Below are 19,356 nucleotides of genomic sequence, written 5' to 3'. Positions count from 1 at the left end.
TGAAGCTCTTATTTATTTCTCACCACAACCCTCCGTACAACCCGGGCACCGTCAGAAAATATACTTAAAAAATAAACCCCGTTGGCCAGCTTAGAGGTATCAACCAGCAGGTTGTTTTCACCTGAACTAATTGCTCTTGTTTCGTCCACTACATTAGCCGACTGGGCATTGGTCATGGTAATTCTCACCTCTTTACTTTTGAGCCCGTTCAGTGCAATCTTTAAATCTCCTTCTGCGGGAACAGGATAAATGGTAAGCGCCCGCTCCAGTTCATCGTTCTTAGCTGATGCTACAGGGCCCGAGTAGGTGAGCCTGTAAATTGATTTGGTTGCGTCGTCTGATATAAATAAACTGCCATCTGTGCCAACAGCCACATCAACCGGACGGGCATAAGCTACGGTAGAATCGCTGTTCAGGAAACCACCTACCAGGTCGATGTGGTCGCCGGGTGTTTGCGTTTGGCTGTTCCATGGGTAGTATATTACTTTATAGCCTGTCTTTTTATCTCTGTTCCAGGAGCCATGCAATGCCACAATCGCCCCATTGCGGTACAGCTGTGGCATTTGAGTACCCTGTGTAAATATCAGTCCGAGGGGTGCGGAGTGTGCCGCAATTCCCTTCGTAGCTCTGTCCATTTCATCGCAATCTACTTCGCCATCTTTATTGGTATCGTAGTCTTTGTTGTAGGGCATGTTATTCATGCCTTGAGAACCGTCCGGGTTACAGAAAGGCCAGCCATAGTTTCCGCCGTCGCGCACTTTGGTAAATATCTCGGGAGGGTTGTTGTCAACATAAGCCTGAAGCACCTGCCCGTACCTGCCGGTGTTATCATTGTGCGGATATGGAATCCAGTCGCGGTTATTGCCCACCACCCACAGCTCGTTTGTGCCCGGGAGAAAGGCCAGTCCTTCCGCGTTGCGTATGCCTTCGGCAAAAAGCCGTCTGTTGCTGCCATCGGCGTTATACTGGTAAATAGCACCACGCTTGGGATCGCTTTTGGTATCCGCTTCGCAGGCATTGCAGGTAGAAGCAATGGATACATAAATCTTATGATTGCTGTCGATGGCAATGTTTTTAAGCACGTGCCCGTAATTTCCCTTTAGCTCCGGCAGGCTCTCATCGGGCAAATTACTGATAATGACCTCACGCGCTCCTGCACGGGTTTCTCCTTCTTTATACACAAACCTGCTGATCTGGTTCTTTTCGGCCACATACATATATTGGATGTCTCCAATCTGGTGAAAAACAATATCGTGAGGGTGCTGCAGACCTGTCGCATAATCAAAGTCTTGCACAGTACCATTTTCATTGGCGCGGATAAGCTTAATTTTATTATCAGATTCACCAGGCACTGAAGCAAATAAATCTCCGTTCGGGGCAACTGCCATAAACCGGACTCCGCTTACGCGTGCGTATACTTCCAGCGAAAAATCTTTGGGCACAGTTGCAAAACGATCTACATTAAAAGGTGCGGCACGCATGCTTTCGGGCACGTCTATTTTAACGGTAACAGTTGCGGCAGGTGGAGTTGTCTGAGCCTGAGCTAGCGGAATGGCTGCGCCAGTTGCGAGCGTAAAAAGCAGTAAGGGTTTGTTTAGTAAACGTTTTATTTTCATAGGGGTAAGAATTTAAGCAACCTGTATGTGTATTCCCTTCTTTAAGTGAAATCAGAGGAAAAGTTGCAGCGAAACAGCATTTTACGGGTATTAGCTCCATTTTCTTACGCGCAGCTGCTGGAAGGCAGGCTTTTAAAAAGCTAAGCGGGCAGAGAACGTACCCTCTGCCCGCTTAGCTGTAATGATGCAGGCATTCCTTACCTGTCAGGTTTAAAGATCTCTGCCATCATGCACCGCACACTACCGCCCCCTACTTTTTCTATGATGTGTATCGGCAGTGGCAGGATGTGATCATTATGATCGGTTAGCCGGGTTAGTTGGTCTTCTGTAAGTGAGTAATAGGCAGTCCTGGATAAGATCAGGATTTTTTCCTCTGCCTTATTTTCTACTTGCAGCATGTTCCCGGCAAAAGTATAGAAAGCCTGTTGTTTGGTAATCTGGATGATCTCTTTACCAGAATTGAGCAGGCTATTCCGTACTTTTTCCACGTCTTCCTCATGTATGGCATCCAGCGCAACAATAGCAAAGCCGTCACCCATGTTCATAATCATGTTTGTGTGCAGCAGCGGATCGCCTTTAGGACCGGTAGCTCTGAACGTAACAGGTGTATATTCCATAATCTCGCAGAACTGAAACAAGGGCTCTTCCTCGGTTCTGGGTGAAATGGCAGCATACGCCACCTTGTTCTGCCTGTCTAACACCATACTGCCAGTACCTTCTAAAAAACGAGGATCGTCCTGCTGCTCAAACATCTCCAGGGCCAGGTGCTCCCAAAAGCCACACTGCTCTTCCAGAAAAGCCACTATATCGCTTCTGCGCTCTTCCCTCCTGCCCTCGGGGGCCAAAGGGTAGGTTACCAGCTGTCCGCTCCGGTGCGTGCTAAACCAGTTATTTGGGAATATAGAACCCGGTGTTTCAGAATCGACTTCGTCTTTGAACACCACCACTTCTACTCCTAACTCCTCTAGTTGCGCCACCGCATTCCGGAATTCAAGTAATGCCAGATCGTGCACCTGATCGGGTGTAAGTCCTGTTATATCCTGTTGAAATTCGTTTACTTCTTCCCCTCTTGGGTTATTCCCAAAATTCGTTGGCTCTATCATGAGCACTGTATTCGTCACTTGCTTCATAGCTTACTTTAAGAATGGTAACCTATACGCACAAATGAAAAATATATGCAGAACAAAGTATGAGAACGCTGCTTTACAAAGAGGCTCAAAGGTTAAACTGGCTTTGCTTTTTCCTGCAGCCACGCTGATTCTTCGGCACTTAGATACGGTGATAATTTTTCCACAACCAGCTGATTATACCTGTTCAGCCAGTTAATGTGGTAAGGCTCCAGCAGTTCTTTTTTGACCGGTGCCGTATCTATCAGCGCAATAGTTAAGGTTTCGAAGGTATAGAAGGCTGCAAAGTCGTTTACCACATCCGGTACCGTCAGTACCAGGTTTTCGATGCGTATGCCATACTGCTCTGGCCGGTAAAGGCCTGGTTCCACCGAGGTAATCATTCCCGGCTCAATATCGATTGGAGTGGGTGTTGCATTGAAAACATGCGGACCTTCGTGCACATTCAGAAAGAAACCAACGCCGTGCCCGGTGCCATGCCCATAGTTGCGCGCATGATCCCAGAGCGGCTTGCGTGTGATCGCATCTATCTGGTAACCACGGGTGCCTTTTGGAAAGCGTGCAGTAGAACCGTCTATAGTCCCTCGCAGCACAAGGGTATAATCTGTCTTTTCTTCTTCCGTCAGGTTGCCTAAAGAAATCACGCGTGTAATGTCTGTTGTTCCTGTGGTATATTGTCCGCCTGAGTCCAGCAAAAACAAGCCATCTGCCTGTAGTTCCACATCGCTCTCAGGAGTAGCTTTGTAATGCGGTAAAGCCCCGTGTGCTTTGTAGCCGGCTATTGTATCGAAGCTTTCTCCCACAAAGCCCTCCTGCGCTGCCCTAAACTCCAGCAGCTTTTCAGCGACCGAAATTTCTGTGATCCTGGCGCTGCCAATGTTTTCATCGAGCCACTTAAAAAAACGGGTGACAGCCACACCGTCTTTTACCATTGTTTTTCGGGTGTTGGCTATTTCCACTTCATTTTTAATGGCTTTAAAAAAAGTAGTCGGGTTGGTATTCTGCACAACCTTTACCGAAGGCGCCAGCACTTTGTAAAGGGCAAAACAGGTGCGCTTCGGGTCGATCAAAATAGAACATGCTTCCAGCTCGGCCAGCACCCGCTCCACTTCCTCATAAGGCTGCAGCTCTACTCCAAACCCTTCCAGCGCCAGCTTCTCCTCCTCTTTCAGCTTGTCCTGCTCTATAAACAGCACAGCTTTATCCTGGCTGATCAGTGCAAAGCTCAGCACTACCGGATTGCACTTCACATCGCTGCCCCGCATGTTAAAAAGCCAGGCCATGTCGTCCAGTGAAGAGATCAGGTGGTAATCTGCTCTCTGCTTTCGCAACACAGCACGCAGTTCCGTTAATTTTTCGGGAAAAGATTTTCCGGTAACGGATTCATCTAACAGGTAAGCCGGAGCAGCTGGCAATGCCGGACGATCGTGCCATACAGGCTCCAGCAGATCGTGATGGCTGGCAATCCGGATACCGACAGGACTTAGTTCCTGCTCCAGCAGTTGAGCCAGTTGCACCGATATAAGCTTTGCATCAAAAGCTACCACCTCTCCCGCTTTCAGACGTTCCGCCAGCCACTGGATATATTCCGGTGCCTGCTGCACCTGTAACTTCACCAGTTCATAGCCAGAGTCCTGCAGTTGTTCAACGGCCTGCACAAAGTAGCGGGCATCGGTCCAGAGGCCGGCAAAGTCTGCTGTTATCACCAGCGTACCGGCAGAGCCTGTAAAGCCCGAGGCAAAATAAATACATTTATAGCGGTCTGGTAGGTATTCACTAATATGAGGGTCAGCCGAAGGTATGATATAGGCACTGATTCCCTGTTCTTTCATCTGCTCCCGGATAGCAGCCAGTCTTTCTCTATAGTTCATTTTGTAGTTGTTCTTTTGCCGGCAAAATACAGAAAGATGATCAGAAAAGGTAATCCGGTGAGTGGCCTAAAGGGTTTGTAGCTGTTAACCGGCTTCCGCTAATGAACGGCTACAAGACTTTTCGGTATGTCTGGGATTTAATTAGTGCTAACTTTCAGAAACGTGGCAACACCTACCCGGAAACCGAATTCTTTAAAACTTCTGTCCTGGAACGATGCGGCAGCTTCTACCCTGAAAACACGGAAAACATTATCCAGCGAATACCCTAGCTCATAGTAATGAGGTGACGTGGAAGTTTTAAGGTAGTTAACAAAAATGTTTTCTTTAAGCCCCGCAAAACGCACTTCAGGCAGCTGTGTTAAGAGAAACCGCCTGAACTGGTAATGGGTGTGGCCGGAGAAATAGGATCTGGCTGTACTGTAGGCGTAATAATCAAGCAGGCGAAAAGCACCGGCCGGGCGAAGGCTGCTCAGGATAGTGCGGTTGCCGTCGAAGTGCTGGTAATCCATAAAGTACATACTGTTGTTGTTCAGGAAGGTCCCCCCCAATGCTTCCAGTTCCAGTCTGCCGCGCACACCAAAGCTAAAGCCATGCTTTACGCCAAGCTGTACCTGGTCTAAGTCCACGTCGCTTCCCAATGCGCCAGAAATGCCTTTGCGGTACATCAGTAGCAATTCCGGCGATTGTTCCAGCACCGGGTACTTCCTGCCGTTATACACCCTGTAGCGTAATGCGGGCCTGTAACTTACATCGGCCTGAAAGATAAGCGCCTCATGCTGCGGAAAACCTGTGTCAGCCAGTTCATTATTTTCGGGCAGGTTAGGTGTAAAGGTGCGGTTTTCGCCATACAGCAGGCTATAGTCGGCCTTATTATAAAGCTGGTTCCGCTGTGCCCACTCAAGGCTTCCGTTCAGCTTAAGCGATGCGGTAGGTTTATATGCATACCCTGCCTTTGCATACCATTTCTCATATAACTTCATGTAGCTTCTTCGGAAAAAAAGCGTGCTCAATGTGTTGATGTAAGGATGAATCGGTTCGTCTTCGTTGAACTGGGGTACAAATTTGCCTCCTTCCAGAAACATACTACGCGAAGCCAAACCATCTTGCACGGTATGCGAGAACCTTGACTTTGCGTAAAAGTCTTTGCTTGAAAACCCGTACCGTAGCATCGGCGCAACCTCAAATGTGCGCCGCAGGCTATCGTACTGGTAGCGCAGCTTTCCGCTTACATTTACATTTACACCTTCTACAGTGTTATAGTGTGTCTGCGCAAGTGTGGGGTCCAGGTAAAGGCGCATCTTCGGCGACAGGTTATAAGAAGCACCTCCGATCAGGTCTGTTGGTTTAAATCTTTTCTTCCGTATTACATTGGCCGAATCCACTCCGGTTATTCTTGCTTTCTCTACCAGTGCCAGGGAGTCGTCGCGGTTATAGCCCTGCAGTTCTTTAACAGTTAGCGGCACCGGGCGTACCTCTTCCCAGTAGGCGGAATCGCGCTTGGTTGCCAGTTTATCTATGGCAAAAGACCTTTCGCTGATTACCTCCGGCTCTTGCTGGGCTTTCCGGGCTTCCTTCTCATATTCCGTAATCATCTGGCGATACTGCTTTCGGGTAAGTTTATCTTGTGTAGCCAGTGTTTCTGCCGCATCTTTTTTTGCGGCTGGTTTTAAAGCGGCAACCTCTTTGGGCACGTCCTCTACTTTCTCGTCTATGATTTCTGTTTCAGCGATCAGGTCCTTGTTCAGCTCTACCTGGTAATTGCTACAGGAGGCCATGTACTTAAATTCTCCTGCAAAGCCCATTACTTTTCCGGAAAACTTATACTGATGCGTTACCGGTAGCCATACCCGCGGAGCCACTTCGGCATAGTTCTGTTTGGCGCTTATAGGAAAGCCCATGATGCTGGTTTTCAGGTCGAGGCTATGAATGGCCCAGTAATCCTCAATAATATAGATATACCCTTCAAACACCTGGTCACCGCGCGAACGGGGGGTTACCTTGATCTTATTTACTACAATGTCTTTTTCTTCGAAACTACCTGCGTATTCAAACCTGTAGTAGGCAAAAGCGGAGCGGGAAAGCGGCGAGACGATTTCCGCAATCTTATCGTTATAAAAACTTTGCTGGATAAAACTGCTGGGCGATGCACTTCCTTTATTATCACCTTTTGTCCGGATAGAGATTACATTTTCCTCCACCTTGTTCGGCTGCTTAAAAGTTATTTCGCTAACCGATTCGGTCGTATAGGCTTCATTGAGCTTTACCCCTTCCTCTTTGAGTTTATTCTTTAAGAAGAAAGGTGCTTTGGTAAGTTCACCTGTGCCTTTTATATACACCCGCATCTTATAGCTGTTGTACTGTAACTGGTGAAACTTCTTTTTAGCAATTGCTTTGCGCATAATGGTATAAGCAGGATCTTCGTTCCCGCTTTTTACCTCTACCTCTTTCAACGAGAAGCCCTGCTCCCGTAAAACAAAGTCTACATCAACCCAGCTGGTTTTTACTTCAACCTGTTTTTCAACAGCTGCATAGCCAATGTATTTTACCACAACAGTGTGCTTTCCTGCTGCCAGCTTAATTTCGAACTCGCCATTTACGTTGGTAGATGCCCCATTATTCAGATTGGCAATATAAATAGATGCGTAAGGCAAAGGTTCGCCTTTGTCGTCTTTTACTGTACCCCTGATTCCCTGGGCATACATAGCAAAATGGCAGCAACCCAGAAACAGGGTGAGCAGGCAGGCAACAATACATTTATTTTTCATGTGAGAAGCTAAAAGATTCAGGCAGCAAAAATTAATTCAGACTAAAATTGCATCAGAAGCATTAAAAACACTCGTAAGGCAGGTTGAGCCTGCTTCTATCGTAGCAGATGCAAGAGTCCTCCTGCAGGTTGCCTGCCATCTTTTATTTTTTTGGAAAGTGTGGTTGCCAGGCTCTTCTTTGAAACTGAATGGCAGCTGTGGTAAGGTAAAATCTTCACCAGTTCCAGCCAGACAAAATTACCGGCAGCATCTTAGGCTGGCTGCTCTAGCCTGCAAACGTTTTGCATAAAGGCCGGAATAAGCTATATTAACCTGAATTTTATCCTGAGTACTCACTAGCAGCGTCTCTTTCACTATATACAGGCTTTTTCTATGATCAGCAAAAACATGTACGTAAAAGCACTTCTTTTCATAAGCTTTATTGCCGGTTCGGCTTGCAGCAGCACCGACAAAGTACAGCAACAACAGGTAAGGCTGGAGCCGAAGCAGGATCTGCTTGCCATGGCTGACAGTAATTTCCAGGATGCGGCTGCACAGTATAAAGTAATGATGGAAAGGCTGCCGCAGGATCAGTTTCCTAAAACATACCACGAAGAGAGAGATAAGCTGGAGACAAGCGGCTCTGACTGGTGGTGCAGTGGTTTTTACCCGGGAACACTCCTTTATCTGTACGAAGAAACAAAAGATGAAGCTTTATACGAGGGGGCACTGCGCATGATGCAGGTACTGGAGAAAGAACAGTTTAACACCTCTACCCACGATCTTGGCTTTATGATGTACTGCAGCTTCGGCAACTTAAACCGCCTCAGGCCCAAACCAGCCTATGAGCAAATCCTGCTGAATAGCGCCAAATCCTTATCAACCCGCTTCGATCCGAAAGTAGGCTGCATCCGCTCCTGGAATTCTTCTCCCAACGACTTTATTGTTATTATAGACAATATGATGAACCTGGAGCTGCTGTTCTGGGCTACCCGCACCACAGGCGATTCGTCTTTTTATAACATTGCTGTCACGCATGCCAATACAACCATGGAAAATCATTTCCGGCCGGATTTCAGCACCTACCATGTCATTAACTATAACCCTGCTACCGGTGCCGTACAGGAAAAGAAAACAGCACAAGGCTATGCCGATGAATCTGCCTGGGCAAGAGGCCAAGCCTGGGGCTTTTATGGCTATACATTAATGTTCCGTGAGACAAAAGATAGTATTTACCTGGACCAGGCGCGCGAAATAGCCGATTTTATGTTAAACCACCCAAACCTGCCGGAAGACAAGATTCCTTACTGGGACTTTAATGCACCAGATATACCGGATGCGCTGCGGGATGCGTCGGCAGCTGCCATTATCGCTTCTGCCCTGCTGGAGCTCAGCACTTATGTGGAAACAGAGGAGGCTTCCAGTTACTTCTCGGCGGCAGAAACCATACTTCAGCATTTGTCAGCTGATACCTATAAAGCAGCGCCAGGCACAAACGGAGGCTTTATTCTGAAACATGGCGTGGGGCACCACCCGGCAGGTACCGAAATTGATGTGCCGCTTACCTACGCAGACTATTATTTTATAGAAGCGCTTCAGCGTTATAAAAACTACAAGAGAAAATAACACAGTCCGGAGCATTCGCTTCTGACACGGGCCCCGGCTATTCTGTTAAAGAATAGATTTACGGAAAAACAGCCTGTCAACAGAATAACGGTTATACTTTTTGGCAAAGGCCAGCAGCACGGCAAAATAAGCACCATACATCATCTGTATAAATACATTCTGCCATTCTTCCAGCAAGCTGGAGCCAAAAATGAGGACAAGCATCACCAGTATGCCTGCTACAATGGCCTGCCTGGTAAATAACCCGACAAGCAGCAAAAAGCCGATGTTAAGCTCTATGATCGGCAAAGCATAGCTAAAGAAGGTAACGAAGGGGGTGGGCAGAAATGTGCTTTCAAAGGATCCTACCATCCAGGCGCTGAATTTGTCTAACTTGGGCAGCCGCACCAGTCCATGCCCAAACATGCTTACAGCTATGGGGAGCCTGCCCAACAGGTAACTGAGGTATGCATTTTTCATGTATTCCTATAATCAGATATATCTACATGAACCATACCGCTTTATGCTGTATTTTGTTTGCCCGGTACCTTACCGGAAGCAAACAAATTTTTAAATAATAGGAGTCCGAATAAAATGAATTTTTAAATTAAGAGTCGGAAATATGATTGCTGACATTATTCGGCGTAAAAACGCGAAACATTAAAGTACCGATTAATACTATATAACCTTATATTTTAAATAGGTAACAGCAAGCACTAAAACTTAACTATATACAATTATAACAATCATATTTCTAGACAATAAGCACTTATAGTAAACTTTTTTAAAAATTTATTTCTATAATTGATTAATTTTTTTAAACTTAGATTATTTCAATTTAAGAATTAAAAACGACCTTTGTAAAAATTACTTGTTTTCGTGAAGAACTCTTCAGCTACTTCTCCTACAGGCAGAAACTTAAAAAGTAAGCTTATACTAGGGCTTAGCCTTAGTATTTTACTGGCCTTTACGGTTCAGATCTTTTCCTTCAGATTAACTAAAAGCCTGGGACAAACCAAAGATTCTGTCTCGCATACTTACCGGGTTCTGAATGAACTGGAGGGAACCGTGAACACGCTTGCCAGCCTTGAGAGCAGCATCAGAGGGTATGTCATCAGCAACAACGATACCTTTAAAGCACACTATGAAGACCTGAAAAGCACTACGCTTCTTCACCTTAAAAACGTAAAAGAATTCACAGCAGATAATCCTGCACAACAGGACCGTGTACAGAAGCTTGAGCAAACCGTAAACACCAAAATCGATTTTACTGAGCAACTATTGCGCAGCGGCTCACCGGAAGCAGCCGCTGCCATGATTTCGAGTGGCAGAGGAAAAGTGATGATGGATTCTGTTTACCTGCTGGTAGCTGATATGAAGGCAATCGAAAACAAGCTGCTACACGCCAGGTCCACGCAAAGCAAAGAACTCTCGCAGGAAGTGTGGGTTATAAACCTCCTGAGCACGCTCCTGATTCTTGTGGTGGTACTGGTTGCGGCCTATTTCATTTTTGCTGATCTCAACAAACGAAGTAAACTTGAAAAAGAGCTAAGAGAAAACGAACTACGCCTAAAACAGTTTTTCGAGGCCTTGCCTATTGGTATTACAGTACGCGATGCTACGGGCGAGCTTTACTATGCAAACAAAGGCGGTAAAGAGATCCTGAGCAGGCTATTTCCGAATGCCTCCATCAACAACCTGAAGCAACTCCTCGATTATCATAAGGTATTTGTTTCCGGTACAGAAGAAATATACCCTGTCAGCAAAATGCCGATCATGAAAGCTTTGAGCGGCATCAGCACCAAGGTAGACGACATGGAAATCCGGAACGGCGATACCAGGATTCTTCTCTCTGAAACAGCCTGCCCGGTTTACAATGGCGAAGATGAGATTGTTTTTGCCATTGCTGCTTTTGAAGACATCACAGAACGCAAAAAAGCAGAAAAAGAGTTAGTACAGGCAAAAGAAGAAGCCGAGGCGTCGGTACTGGTTAAAGACAGGTTCCTGGCTAATATGAGCCATGAAATCCGGACACCGATGAATGCCATCCTGGGCTTCACGCACCTGCTGCAAAAGTCGGCGCTGGATGATGAGCAGAAGCAGTTTGTTCACGCGATACAGTCGTCTGGCGAGAACCTGCTCACGATTATCAACGATATTCTTGATTTCTCGAAGATACAGGCGGGCATGATGCAAATCGAGCAACTGCCATTTGATATCAATTCTCTTTTAAACTCACTTAAGGTTCTTTTAAAGCCGAAGGTAGTGACAAAAGGACTGGCCTTTTCTGTGAACTGCAGCAAACAAATTCCTACTTTATTGCTTGGTGACCCGGTAAGGCTAACGCAGATTCTCTACAACCTGATAGAGAACGCCATCAAATTTACCGAGAAGGGAGCCGTATTGGTTAATACCAAAATCTATAAAGAAGAAGGAGAGACCATCTGGCTGGATATAGTAATTGCAGACAGTGGTGTGGGTATACCTGCCGATAAACTGGAAAGCATTTTTGAACGCTTTAACCAGGCTACGACCGCTACTAACCGGGAATTTGGTGGCACCGGCCTCGGGTTAACCATTGTCCGCAACCTGGTGGAGCTACAGCAGGGCGAAATAACCGTAGAGAGCACGCCAGGCAAAGGCTCCCTTTTCACCGTCAGGATTCCGTACAAAAAGGCAACAGAAGAAGACATTGCCAATTATGGAGCCCAGGTTCAGATGGAAGAAAGCTTTGCCAGCAGGCAATTACATGTGCTGGTTACAGAAGACAATACCCTGAATCAGAAGCTTGCGCTAAAGGTTTTAAAAGACATGGGCTTCACTACCGAACTGGCTGTTAACGGCGCGGAGGCAGTAGAGCTTGTCAGGCAACAAAAACACTTCGACATTATTCTGATGGATATTCAGATGCCCATTATGGACGGATATGAAGCTACCCGCCAAATCAGAAGTGAGCTGAAATCAGAGATCCCGATAATGGCCATGACCGCACATGCCATGAGCGGTGAAAAAGAAAAGTGCCTGGCCCTGGGCATGAACGATTATATCTCAAAGCCATTTCACCCGAAAGACCTCCTTCAGAAGATTATCCGGCTTACGCCCAAAGATACGGTAGATGTGCAGCAAGCGGCAGACGAAGTACAGGCCACCGAGCAGGAAACCCTACAGGCGGTGTGTGACCTCAGCTACCTGCAGGAAATGTCTGGCGGTGATACAGACTTCATAAAAGAAATGATGGAGCTGTTTTTGCAGCAGGTACCGGCCGAACTGGAGAATATCAGAAATGCCGCCAGCAAAGGTAATACACAGGAAATTAAGCTTTTGGCCCATAAGCTAAAGTCGTCTGTAACAATGCTGGGAGTTGAGACAATGGCCAGCCGACTGAAGGCAATGGAAACGACAGCTGATACATCACCGGAAATTGCCATGAAACTTTACAGGGAGCTGGTGGTTATTTACGAACAGGCAGCGAAAGAAATAAAACCTCAGCTGGCCCAGCTATAAGTTTTTATTAACCCGGAGCTCTGAAAGGAAAAGAAATAGTAAAGTATGGAACCAGGCCTGAGAAAGGCTATAATTTTAACCGATTACAAACTTATGATATTAGTAATTGAAGACGATGAAATGATTCTGAGAACCTTAGAGTTCAGGTTACGGAAAGATGGCTATGAAGTGGTTGCAGCACGAAACGGAAAAGAAGCAATGGAGAAGCTGAAGAGCAGCGCCAGTTCACTTCACCTGGTAATCACCGATCTGATGCTGCCTTTTGTAACCGGCATGGAGGTTTTGTCTTACATCAAATCTGATTTACCAGGTTTACCAGTTATAGTTTTATCTGCTGCCGACGAAGAGGGCACCATTATGGATGCGTTTAAGTTAGGCGCCGATGACTTTATTGCAAAACCCTTCAGCCCTGGTGAACTCTCCCTCCGGGTTAAGCGTTTGCTTATTCGATACACATCTGTTAAGTAATGCTTGAACGGCTCTAGTTTGATGAAAATACTTTTTCCCGGAATAGTGCTTGCTGAACCGGCTTCTGCTGAAGTAGCCTTTGCACAGGTGTGCATGCCACTAATCCCGTTCATGTTAAGTTAAGTGTTGTTACAGAGAATCTTTAAAAGCATACTCCCCTAAAAGGTTCTTCTACCAGAAACAGTTCTTCATGTTACATCAGGAATCTTATACTTCATTTCTGCTCATCCCTCCCGCACTGCCTCCGCTAGTTAAGTTAATCCTGACATTATCGGCAGCATTTATGGTGGTAGCCATTTTGCTGTTCTTATTTATAGTACTGAGCAGGGTAAGAGATGGCTTTAACTATAACAGAAGGCAGCTCATGCAGAAAAAGTCGCAGCAGTTTATTACCTCAATGATTTTTGAGGAAGAAGGCTGGAATGTAGCCCGGCTGGAAAACTTCCGGGAGAAATACCTGACAAATGATTTCCAGAAACAGTTGTTCCTGGAGAACCTGATTATACTACGCAAAAATATTATCGGTGAACTTGCCGACAAACTGAACCAGCTGTACAAAGACCTTGGGCTGCACATCTATTCCAAGCAGAAGCTGTACTCCGGATCATGGGATGTGATCGCAAAAGGCATCGGAGAACTCACCGAAATGGGCATGAAACAGGACAGCGTGCTCATCAGAACTTTCATCAACCACCCGAACCAGATCCTGCGTTCGGAGGCACAGGTATCTTACCTGAAACTGCAGAACGAAGAGCCTTTCTCTTTCCTGGACGAACTGGAGGAGCCGCTGCTGGAGTGGTCGCAGATGCAGCTGGGAAGGGCGGCTCAAAAAACGCAGTTTCTCAAGCTTCCTCATTTCGAAAAATGGCTGCATAAAAAAGAGCCCAGCATTGTTATTTTCTGCATCCGCATGATCTCCTTCTATAACCAGCATGGTTCTGCACCAAAACTGATCAAGATGCTGGACCATCCGAATGAAAAGGTACGCTTAGAAGCCGTAATTGCCATCTGCCACCTCGAAATTTATGATGCAACAGAAAAAATGCTACAGATTTTCGACCGGGAGCCGCTTAAAGTGCAGCTGGAAATACTGAAAACGCTCCCCAATATCTCCGGAGAAGAGAATATTCCTTTTTACGAGCAGCTATTGCACCACCACGATAAAAGCCTGCAGCTGGCTGCGGCCAAAGCCATCGTACGCAGTGGTCATCGAGGCGAAGAAATTATGGCTACCATTCAGAACAATGATCAACACACGCTGCAGCCGGTTGCAGCTTATGCACTCGATAAAAGAATATGAATCAATTCATGGGCAATTTCGTGAGCAACACGGCTCTCGTTTTTAATTACCTCATCCTGTTCTATGCCATTGGTATCAGCCTGAATTATGTACTGCTGGCGGCACTGTCGGCCATTGCCATGCGAAGCTATAAAAAGAAAAACAGCTTTGTCGACTATCGCACCATCCTGTCGTCTCCCAATGCTCCTTCGGTATCGCTTATTGCGCCAGCCTATAACGAATCTATGACCATTGTAGATAACGTGCGCTCGCTGCTCACGCTGCACTACAACAACTGCGAGATAATTATTGTAAACGATGGCAGTAAAGACAATACACTGGCCCTGCTGATTGAAGCCTATGAGCTGGAAAAAGTAAACATGGTGCTGGACGAAAGGGTGGCCACCAAAGCTGTACGGGGCATCTATAAAGCCAAAAACCCGGCTTACCATAAACTGGTAGTTGTAGACAAAGAAAATGGCGGCAAGGCAGACGCGCTGAATGTGGGCATTAACGTTTCTTCTAACCAGCTGATTGCCTGTATAGACGTAGACTGTGTGCTGGAGCAGGATGCTATACTGAAACTGGTAAAGCCATTTATGGAAGAAGACAGAAAGGTAATAGCAACAGGTGGTGTTATCCGTATTGCCAATTCCTGTATTGTGGAAGATGGCCGGCTGGTAAAGGTAAAGGTACCTGAAAGCTTTATTGCCAGAGTACAGGTGCTGGAGTATTTCCGCGCTTTCCTGATGGGGCGTATGGCCTGGGCCAAAGTAGACGGGCTTCTGCTTATTTCAGGAGCTTTTGGCATGTTCGATAAAGAAACGGTTATCAGGGCAGGAGGCTATAACCACAACACGGTGGGAGAAGACATGGAGCTGCTCGTACGCATGCGCCGCCTGATGTATGAAGAAAAGCAACCTTGTAAAGTAGCATTCATTCCTGATCCATTATGCTGGACCGAGGCACCCCAAACCTGGAATATTTTGAAAAGGCAGCGCAACCGTTGGACTCGCGGAACAGCTGAAACCCTTTGGATCCACCGTAAAATGATCTTTAACCGGAAGTATGGCATCCATGGCATGCTGAGTCTCCCGCTCTGGGTCTTATTTGAGTGGGCCGCCCCTCTTATTGAATTTTTTGGCCTGCTGTTCTTCTTGTTTATCATGCTTTTAGGCTATGCTAACTGGTTATATTTCTTCTCCTTCTTCGCCTTAGTGTACACCTTTGCCATTATGAACTCAGTATTTGCTATCTTGTTCGAAGAACGGTCTTACCAGCAGTACAAAAAGCCCCGCTTCATGCTTAGCCTGGTACTGACTGCCTTGCTAGAGCCACTTATTTACCACCCTGTTACTGTATGGGCCGCCATTTTAGGAAACAGGGATTTAATGACCGGGAAGAAAAGCTGGGGAGAAATGACCAGAACCGGCTTTGCCCAGAAAGCAAAGGAAGCAAGTGCCTGATTAGTTTTATACTTACATCCCAGAATGGACAGCAACTTTGACATACTTCAACAACAATTTTCCCAGCTGGAACAGTCGCTGCTTTCGGAGATACAGCAGGAAAGCACTGTAAGGCACCTGGCAGCAGGAGAGCCCGTGATGCAAACCGGCCAGTATATTCGCTCTACTATCCTGCTGCTGGACGGCTTGCTGAAAGTATACCGGGAAGACGATGAAGGCCATGAGTTTCTGATGTATTACCTGCAGCCTGGTAATGCCTGTGCGCTTTCTATGATGTGTGAGGCCAGAAACGAAAAAAGCCAGATTAAAGCAAAAGCTGTCACAAGCGCAGATGTGGTGCTTATCCCCTCCCACCTCACTGAGCTATGGCTTTCCAGGTATAAAAGCTGGCACCATTTTGTAATTGCCTCTTACCGGCAGCGCTTCGAAGAACTGCTTCAGACACTGGATAGCATTGCCTTTAAAAACATGGACGAAAGACTCATCTTTTACCTGAAGCGCCATGCAAAAGTAAGCGGCAATGAAGTGAAGCTATCGCATCAGCAGATAGCCGAAGAACTTAACTCTTCACGTGAGGTAATTTCCAGGTTGTTGAAGAAACTGGAGCAGACAGGTGCCATAACGCTGCACCGGAATTACATTTCGCTGCACAGCCTTTAAAAAATATAGTTATGTAACCAAAGTCACGTAGCTTCAGCTCCGGGAGCCGTACTTTTGCTCCGGAAATTCACAACATACATGGAAATATTAGGTTACTTAGCGGCTCTCGCCATTGGCCTGTCCCTGGGACTGATTGGTGGAGGCGGCTCTATACTTACAGTACCGGTACTGGTTTATATTCTCGGGTATTCACCCGTACTGTCCACTGCTTACTCACTGTTTATTGTTGGCCTGACAAGCCTGGCCGGCAGTTACCAATTCTATAAAAAGGGACTGGTAAGCCTGAAAACCGCACTGGTTTTTGGGTTACCCTCCATTGTAGCCGTTTATATGACACGGCGATACCTGGTGCCGGCGATACCGGCTGAGATACTGGAAACGGGAGAATTTATACTAACGAAAGACATGCTGCTCATGCTCCTGTTTGCGGCGCTGATGGTTTTTGCCTCGGTGAGTATGATACGTGCCGGAAGTGCTAAAAAGGAAGAGGCTGCACCAAAGGGAGCTTCAGAACACCAGGCACCGGAAAACTTTAATTATGCCGGTATTCTGGCAGAAGGGCTTGTTGTAGGCACTGTTACCGGCCTGGTAGGTGCAGGAGGTGGTTTTTTAATTATCCCGGCCCTGGTCATATTCAGTAAACTCGACATGAAAATGGCAGTGGGCACTTCCCTGCTGATTATAGCCGCCAAATCGCTTTTTGGGTTTGTAGGCGACATTTTCAACTATAGCATCGACTGGCTGTTTCTTCTCATTTTCTCTGCTGTTTCCATTGCCGGAATTTACATTGGCTCTGCCTTATCCGGCAAAATACAGGCTGCCAAACTAAAATCAGGCTTCGGCTGGTTTGTACTGCTCATGGGGGTATACATTATCTTAAAAGAAGTATACCTTACCTGATCCTGTACACTTGTTTAATTTATCAAACTATCATTAAATCAGATCTACAACATGCTGGAAATACTTCGACAACCCTGGCCATGGTATGTATCAGGGCCTTTAATAGCTCTTGTCATGGTGCTGCTGCTTTTCTTCGGGAAATCCTTTGGCTTCTCCTCAAACTTCAGAACTATTTGTGCTGCCTGTGGTGCCGGTAAACGGGTGGCTTTTTTCAACTACAACTGGCGTGAGCAAACCTGGAATCTCCTGTTTCTTGCGGGTGCAATTGCAGGAGGCTGGATAGCCTCTACCTGGCTGGCTTCGCCGGAGGGGGTGCAAATAGCGGAGGCTACTGTGGCAGATCTCCGGGAACTGGGGTTACAGGAGCCCAAGGGGCTGCAACCAGAGGAACTACTGGGCCTGGATGCGCTGCTGAACGTTAAAGCCCTGCTTCTCCTACTTGCCGGCGGATTCTTTATAGGCTTCGGCTCCCGCTACGCCGGGGGGTGTACATCAGGGCATGCCATCAGCGGCTTATCAAACCTGCAGTGGCCATCGTTAGTAGCTGTTATCGGCTTTTTCATAGGCGGACTTATAACCACTTACCTACTGCTGCCTCTATTGCTTTAAGTGTTAAAATCTGCCTTAGCAACTTTAAAAAAGATCAAGATGAAAAAATTAAGATTTATACTGGCCGGGATTCTGTTTGGCATCGTGATGAGCAAGTCGGAAGCCATATCCTGGTACCGCATTCAGGAGATGTTCCGCTTCCAGTCGTTTCACATGTATGGTATAATAGGTACGGCTGTTATACTGGGTATCATTGCGGTATGGCTTATAAAGAAGTTTAAGCTGCGCGATATACAAGGAAACCCGATAGAGTTTACTCCAAAAGAAAAATCTGTGGCACGCTACCTGTTCGGCGGCACAATCTTTGGCTTAGGCTGGGCCTTGACCGGCGCCTGCCCCGGCCCTATGTTTGTAAACCTGGGCCACGCCTACTGGGCCATACTGGTTGCCATTGCAGGAGGCTTACTCGGCACCTATACTTACGGCGCCATCAGAGATCGTTTACCTCACTAGGCATCCAGAAACAAAAGGGGCCCTGCAGCCATATGGCTGCAGGGCTCCTTTTGTTTCTGTTATTAATTTACCAGACAGTTACTGCCTGCTTAATATGTTTGTTTAACCTGCTGTTAAGCATGTAGCCAATGGAAATTTCGTTGGTAGAGGCATTAAACATGCTCGCATCCTGCACCGGTGTTTCGAAAGCATAGCTTAATGAGAACTGATCGAAACGCACACCGCCTGTTACATGAAAAGCCTGATTTACCCTGTAACCTGTTCCCAGCCAGAAGCGATTCATATACACTGCTTTTAACTGCGTATCCAGTGTTCCTACCAGCACTTCATCGTGCTGGTAGAGCGCATTGGCAACCAAACCAATCTGGTTAGAAACACTGGCGCGATAGCCTGCCTGTACCATGTGCTTATGCGTGAAAAGGTAATTCATGTAATCGTCGCCCATTGTAACAAACTTACCTTTGGTGATATCCTGCAATGCGTAGCCTAAGTAAAAGTTTTCTGATGTAAGGGCTATACCTAAATCAAGGTCTAATTTGCTAAAGCTGCTGTTGTTCGCCAGCGCGCGCTGGTACCTCGGGTCGTTTGCCATATCGTCCACCACAAGAGATGAACCATCCAAACGATGTCCGCTATACGTAAGGGCAGTTCCCCAGCGCAAGCCCAGGTGCTCCGACAGCCTGACATCGGCACTATAGTTAAGAGCAAACTGCGTTTCACGGGAAGGCCCGAATTTATCCTGAAGAATAACTGCCCCTAGCGCGTGTTTTGCTCCGGCATACTGGTAATGTGTAACAGGCTGTTTGCTACGCGTTTTTTCACTCGCCAGATCTGCTAAATCAAACTCAGCCGAAAGCAAGATGGTGTTGGGTGCTCCTTCGAAGCCGGTCCACTGGTTGCGGTAAAAGCTTTTAATAGCCGAACCACCATACCCAGTCAGCGAAGGGTTATAGTATAACTGATTTTGGGAGAAATTACTCACCTGCTTTAAGCTCTGGGCCTGTAAGGCAGAAGCTGCAAACAAGCTAAGGGCTACGAGTAAATACTTTTTCAT

Annotated in this window: 15 protein-coding genes; 9 read left to right on the top strand and 6 right to left on the bottom strand. The window is 46.7% G+C overall.

All coding sequences use genetic code 11. From position 1 onward, the window contains the following. Window positions 1-8: 8 nt before the first annotated feature. The 4 genes from C1N53_RS03645 to C1N53_RS03630 all read right to left on the bottom strand — a co-directional run bounded on the left by C1N53_RS03645 (window position 9) and on the right by C1N53_RS03630 (window position 7,379). On the bottom strand, window positions 9-1,616 hold the full coding sequence (locus tag C1N53_RS03645; protein WP_137758028.1) for a T9SS type A sorting domain-containing protein: 1,608 nt from the start codon (window positions 1,614-1,616) through the stop codon (window positions 9-11). Between the two features lie 197 nt (window positions 1,617-1,813). Next, window positions 1,814-2,746, bottom strand: a complete 933-nt coding sequence (ctlX, locus tag C1N53_RS03640; protein WP_137758027.1) for a citrulline utilization hydrolase CtlX — start codon at window positions 2,744-2,746, stop codon at window positions 1,814-1,816. A gap of 92 nt (window positions 2,747-2,838) precedes the next feature. Further along, on the bottom strand, window positions 2,839-4,614 hold the full coding sequence (locus C1N53_RS03635; protein WP_137758026.1) for an aminopeptidase P family protein: 1,776 nt from the start codon (window positions 4,612-4,614) through the stop codon (window positions 2,839-2,841). A 137-nt stretch (window positions 4,615-4,751) separates the two neighbouring features. Continuing rightward, window positions 4,752-7,379, bottom strand: a complete 2,628-nt coding sequence (locus tag C1N53_RS03630; RefSeq protein ID WP_137758025.1) for a DUF5686 and carboxypeptidase regulatory-like domain-containing protein — start codon at window positions 7,377-7,379, stop codon at window positions 4,752-4,754. 372 nt (window positions 7,380-7,751) lie between these two features. Between C1N53_RS03630 and C1N53_RS03625 the strand changes: the two genes are divergently transcribed. Next, a complete protein-coding gene (locus C1N53_RS03625; RefSeq protein ID WP_206077612.1) occupies window positions 7,752-8,984 on the top strand; it encodes a glycoside hydrolase family 88 protein in 1,233 nt (410 codons plus the stop codon). Between the two features lie 45 nt (window positions 8,985-9,029). Here C1N53_RS03625 and C1N53_RS03620 read toward each other — a convergent pair whose 3' ends face one another. Next, window positions 9,030-9,443, bottom strand: coding sequence for a DoxX family protein (locus tag C1N53_RS03620; protein WP_137758024.1), 414 nt, complete (start codon window positions 9,441-9,443; stop codon window positions 9,030-9,032). A gap of 399 nt (window positions 9,444-9,842) precedes the next feature. On the opposite strand from C1N53_RS03620, the gene C1N53_RS03615 reads away from it, so the two are divergent. The 8 genes from C1N53_RS03615 (at window position 9,843) to C1N53_RS03580 (ending at window position 18,302) form a co-directional block, all read left to right on the top strand. Next, on the top strand, window positions 9,843-12,467 hold the full coding sequence (locus tag C1N53_RS03615) for a CHASE3 domain-containing protein (RefSeq protein ID WP_137758023.1): 2,625 nt from the start codon (window positions 9,843-9,845) through the stop codon (window positions 12,465-12,467). Between the two features lie 93 nt (window positions 12,468-12,560). Then, complete coding sequence (locus tag C1N53_RS03610) at window positions 12,561-12,935, top strand: response regulator transcription factor (RefSeq protein WP_137758022.1); 375 nt, start codon at window positions 12,561-12,563, stop codon at window positions 12,933-12,935. 190 nt (window positions 12,936-13,125) lie between these two features. After that, window positions 13,126-14,235 carry a HEAT repeat domain-containing protein gene (locus tag C1N53_RS03605; RefSeq protein ID WP_137758021.1) on the top strand — a complete coding sequence of 370 codons (1,110 nt, stop codon included), beginning with the start codon at window positions 13,126-13,128 and terminating at the stop codon, window positions 14,233-14,235. Beyond that, window positions 14,232-15,680 (top strand): glycosyltransferase, encoded by a 1,449-nt coding sequence (locus C1N53_RS03600; protein WP_240773374.1) that lies wholly within the window; start codon window positions 14,232-14,234, stop codon window positions 15,678-15,680. Before C1N53_RS03605 ends, C1N53_RS03600 begins: the two co-directional genes overlap by 4 nt. A gap of 24 nt (window positions 15,681-15,704) precedes the next feature. Beyond that, a complete protein-coding gene (locus C1N53_RS03595) occupies window positions 15,705-16,340 on the top strand; it encodes a Crp/Fnr family transcriptional regulator (RefSeq protein WP_137758020.1) in 636 nt (211 codons plus the stop codon). 78 nt (window positions 16,341-16,418) lie between these two features. Then, window positions 16,419-17,240 carry a sulfite exporter TauE/SafE family protein gene (locus C1N53_RS03590; protein ID WP_137758019.1) on the top strand — a complete coding sequence of 274 codons (822 nt, stop codon included), beginning with the start codon at window positions 16,419-16,421 and terminating at the stop codon, window positions 17,238-17,240. Between the two features lie 51 nt (window positions 17,241-17,291). Continuing rightward, a complete protein-coding gene (locus tag C1N53_RS03585; protein WP_137758018.1) occupies window positions 17,292-17,849 on the top strand; it encodes a YeeE/YedE family protein in 558 nt (185 codons plus the stop codon). Window positions 17,850-17,888: 39 nt separating this feature from the next. Continuing rightward, window positions 17,889-18,302, top strand: a complete 414-nt coding sequence (locus C1N53_RS03580) for a YeeE/YedE family protein (protein ID WP_137758017.1) — start codon at window positions 17,889-17,891, stop codon at window positions 18,300-18,302. A 67-nt stretch (window positions 18,303-18,369) separates the two neighbouring features. Here C1N53_RS03580 and C1N53_RS03575 read toward each other — a convergent pair whose 3' ends face one another. Continuing rightward, entirely contained in the window at window positions 18,370-19,356 is a 987-nt protein-coding gene (locus C1N53_RS03575; RefSeq protein ID WP_137758016.1) for a type IX secretion system membrane protein PorP/SprF, read from the bottom strand.

This window comes from Pontibacter sp. SGAir0037 (assembly GCF_005491705.1).
Lineage (GTDB): Bacteria > Bacteroidota > Bacteroidia > Cytophagales > Hymenobacteraceae > Pontibacter.
The sequence above is the reverse complement of the archived record's forward strand: the minus strand, read 5'-3'. Positions and strand labels throughout refer to the sequence as shown.

Bases quoted from the DNA above. Each gene is read 5' to 3' on its own strand.
- C1N53_RS03645 (WP_137758028.1), bottom strand. From the start codon at position 1,616: ATGAAAATAAAACGTTTACTAAACAAACCCTTACTGCTTTTTACGCTC.
- C1N53_RS03600 (WP_240773374.1), top strand. From the start codon at position 14,232: ATGAATCAATTCATGGGCAATTTCGTGAGCAACACGGCTCTCGTTTTT.
- C1N53_RS03575 (WP_137758016.1), bottom strand. From the start codon at position 19,356: ATGAAAAAGTATTTACTCGTAGCCCTTAGCTTGTTTGCAGCTTCTGCC.
- C1N53_RS03610 (WP_137758022.1), top strand. From the start codon at position 12,561: ATGATATTAGTAATTGAAGACGATGAAATGATTCTGAGAACCTTAGAG.
- ctlX (WP_137758027.1), bottom strand. From the start codon at position 2,746: ATGAAGCAAGTGACGAATACAGTGCTCATGATAGAGCCAACGAATTTT.
- C1N53_RS03580 (WP_137758017.1), top strand. From the start codon at position 17,889: ATGAAAAAATTAAGATTTATACTGGCCGGGATTCTGTTTGGCATCGTG.
- C1N53_RS03605 (WP_137758021.1), top strand. From the start codon at position 13,126: ATGTTACATCAGGAATCTTATACTTCATTTCTGCTCATCCCTCCCGCA.
- C1N53_RS03595 (WP_137758020.1), top strand. From the start codon at position 15,705: ATGGACAGCAACTTTGACATACTTCAACAACAATTTTCCCAGCTGGAA.
- C1N53_RS03635 (WP_137758026.1), bottom strand. From the start codon at position 4,614: ATGAACTATAGAGAAAGACTGGCTGCTATCCGGGAGCAGATGAAAGAA.
- C1N53_RS03590 (WP_137758019.1), top strand. From the start codon at position 16,419: ATGGAAATATTAGGTTACTTAGCGGCTCTCGCCATTGGCCTGTCCCTG.
- C1N53_RS03625 (WP_206077612.1), top strand. From the start codon at position 7,752: ATGATCAGCAAAAACATGTACGTAAAAGCACTTCTTTTCATAAGCTTT.
- C1N53_RS03620 (WP_137758024.1), bottom strand. From the start codon at position 9,443: ATGAAAAATGCATACCTCAGTTACCTGTTGGGCAGGCTCCCCATAGCT.
- C1N53_RS03585 (WP_137758018.1), top strand. From the start codon at position 17,292: ATGCTGGAAATACTTCGACAACCCTGGCCATGGTATGTATCAGGGCCT.
- C1N53_RS03630 (WP_137758025.1), bottom strand. From the start codon at position 7,379: ATGAAAAATAAATGTATTGTTGCCTGCCTGCTCACCCTGTTTCTGGGT.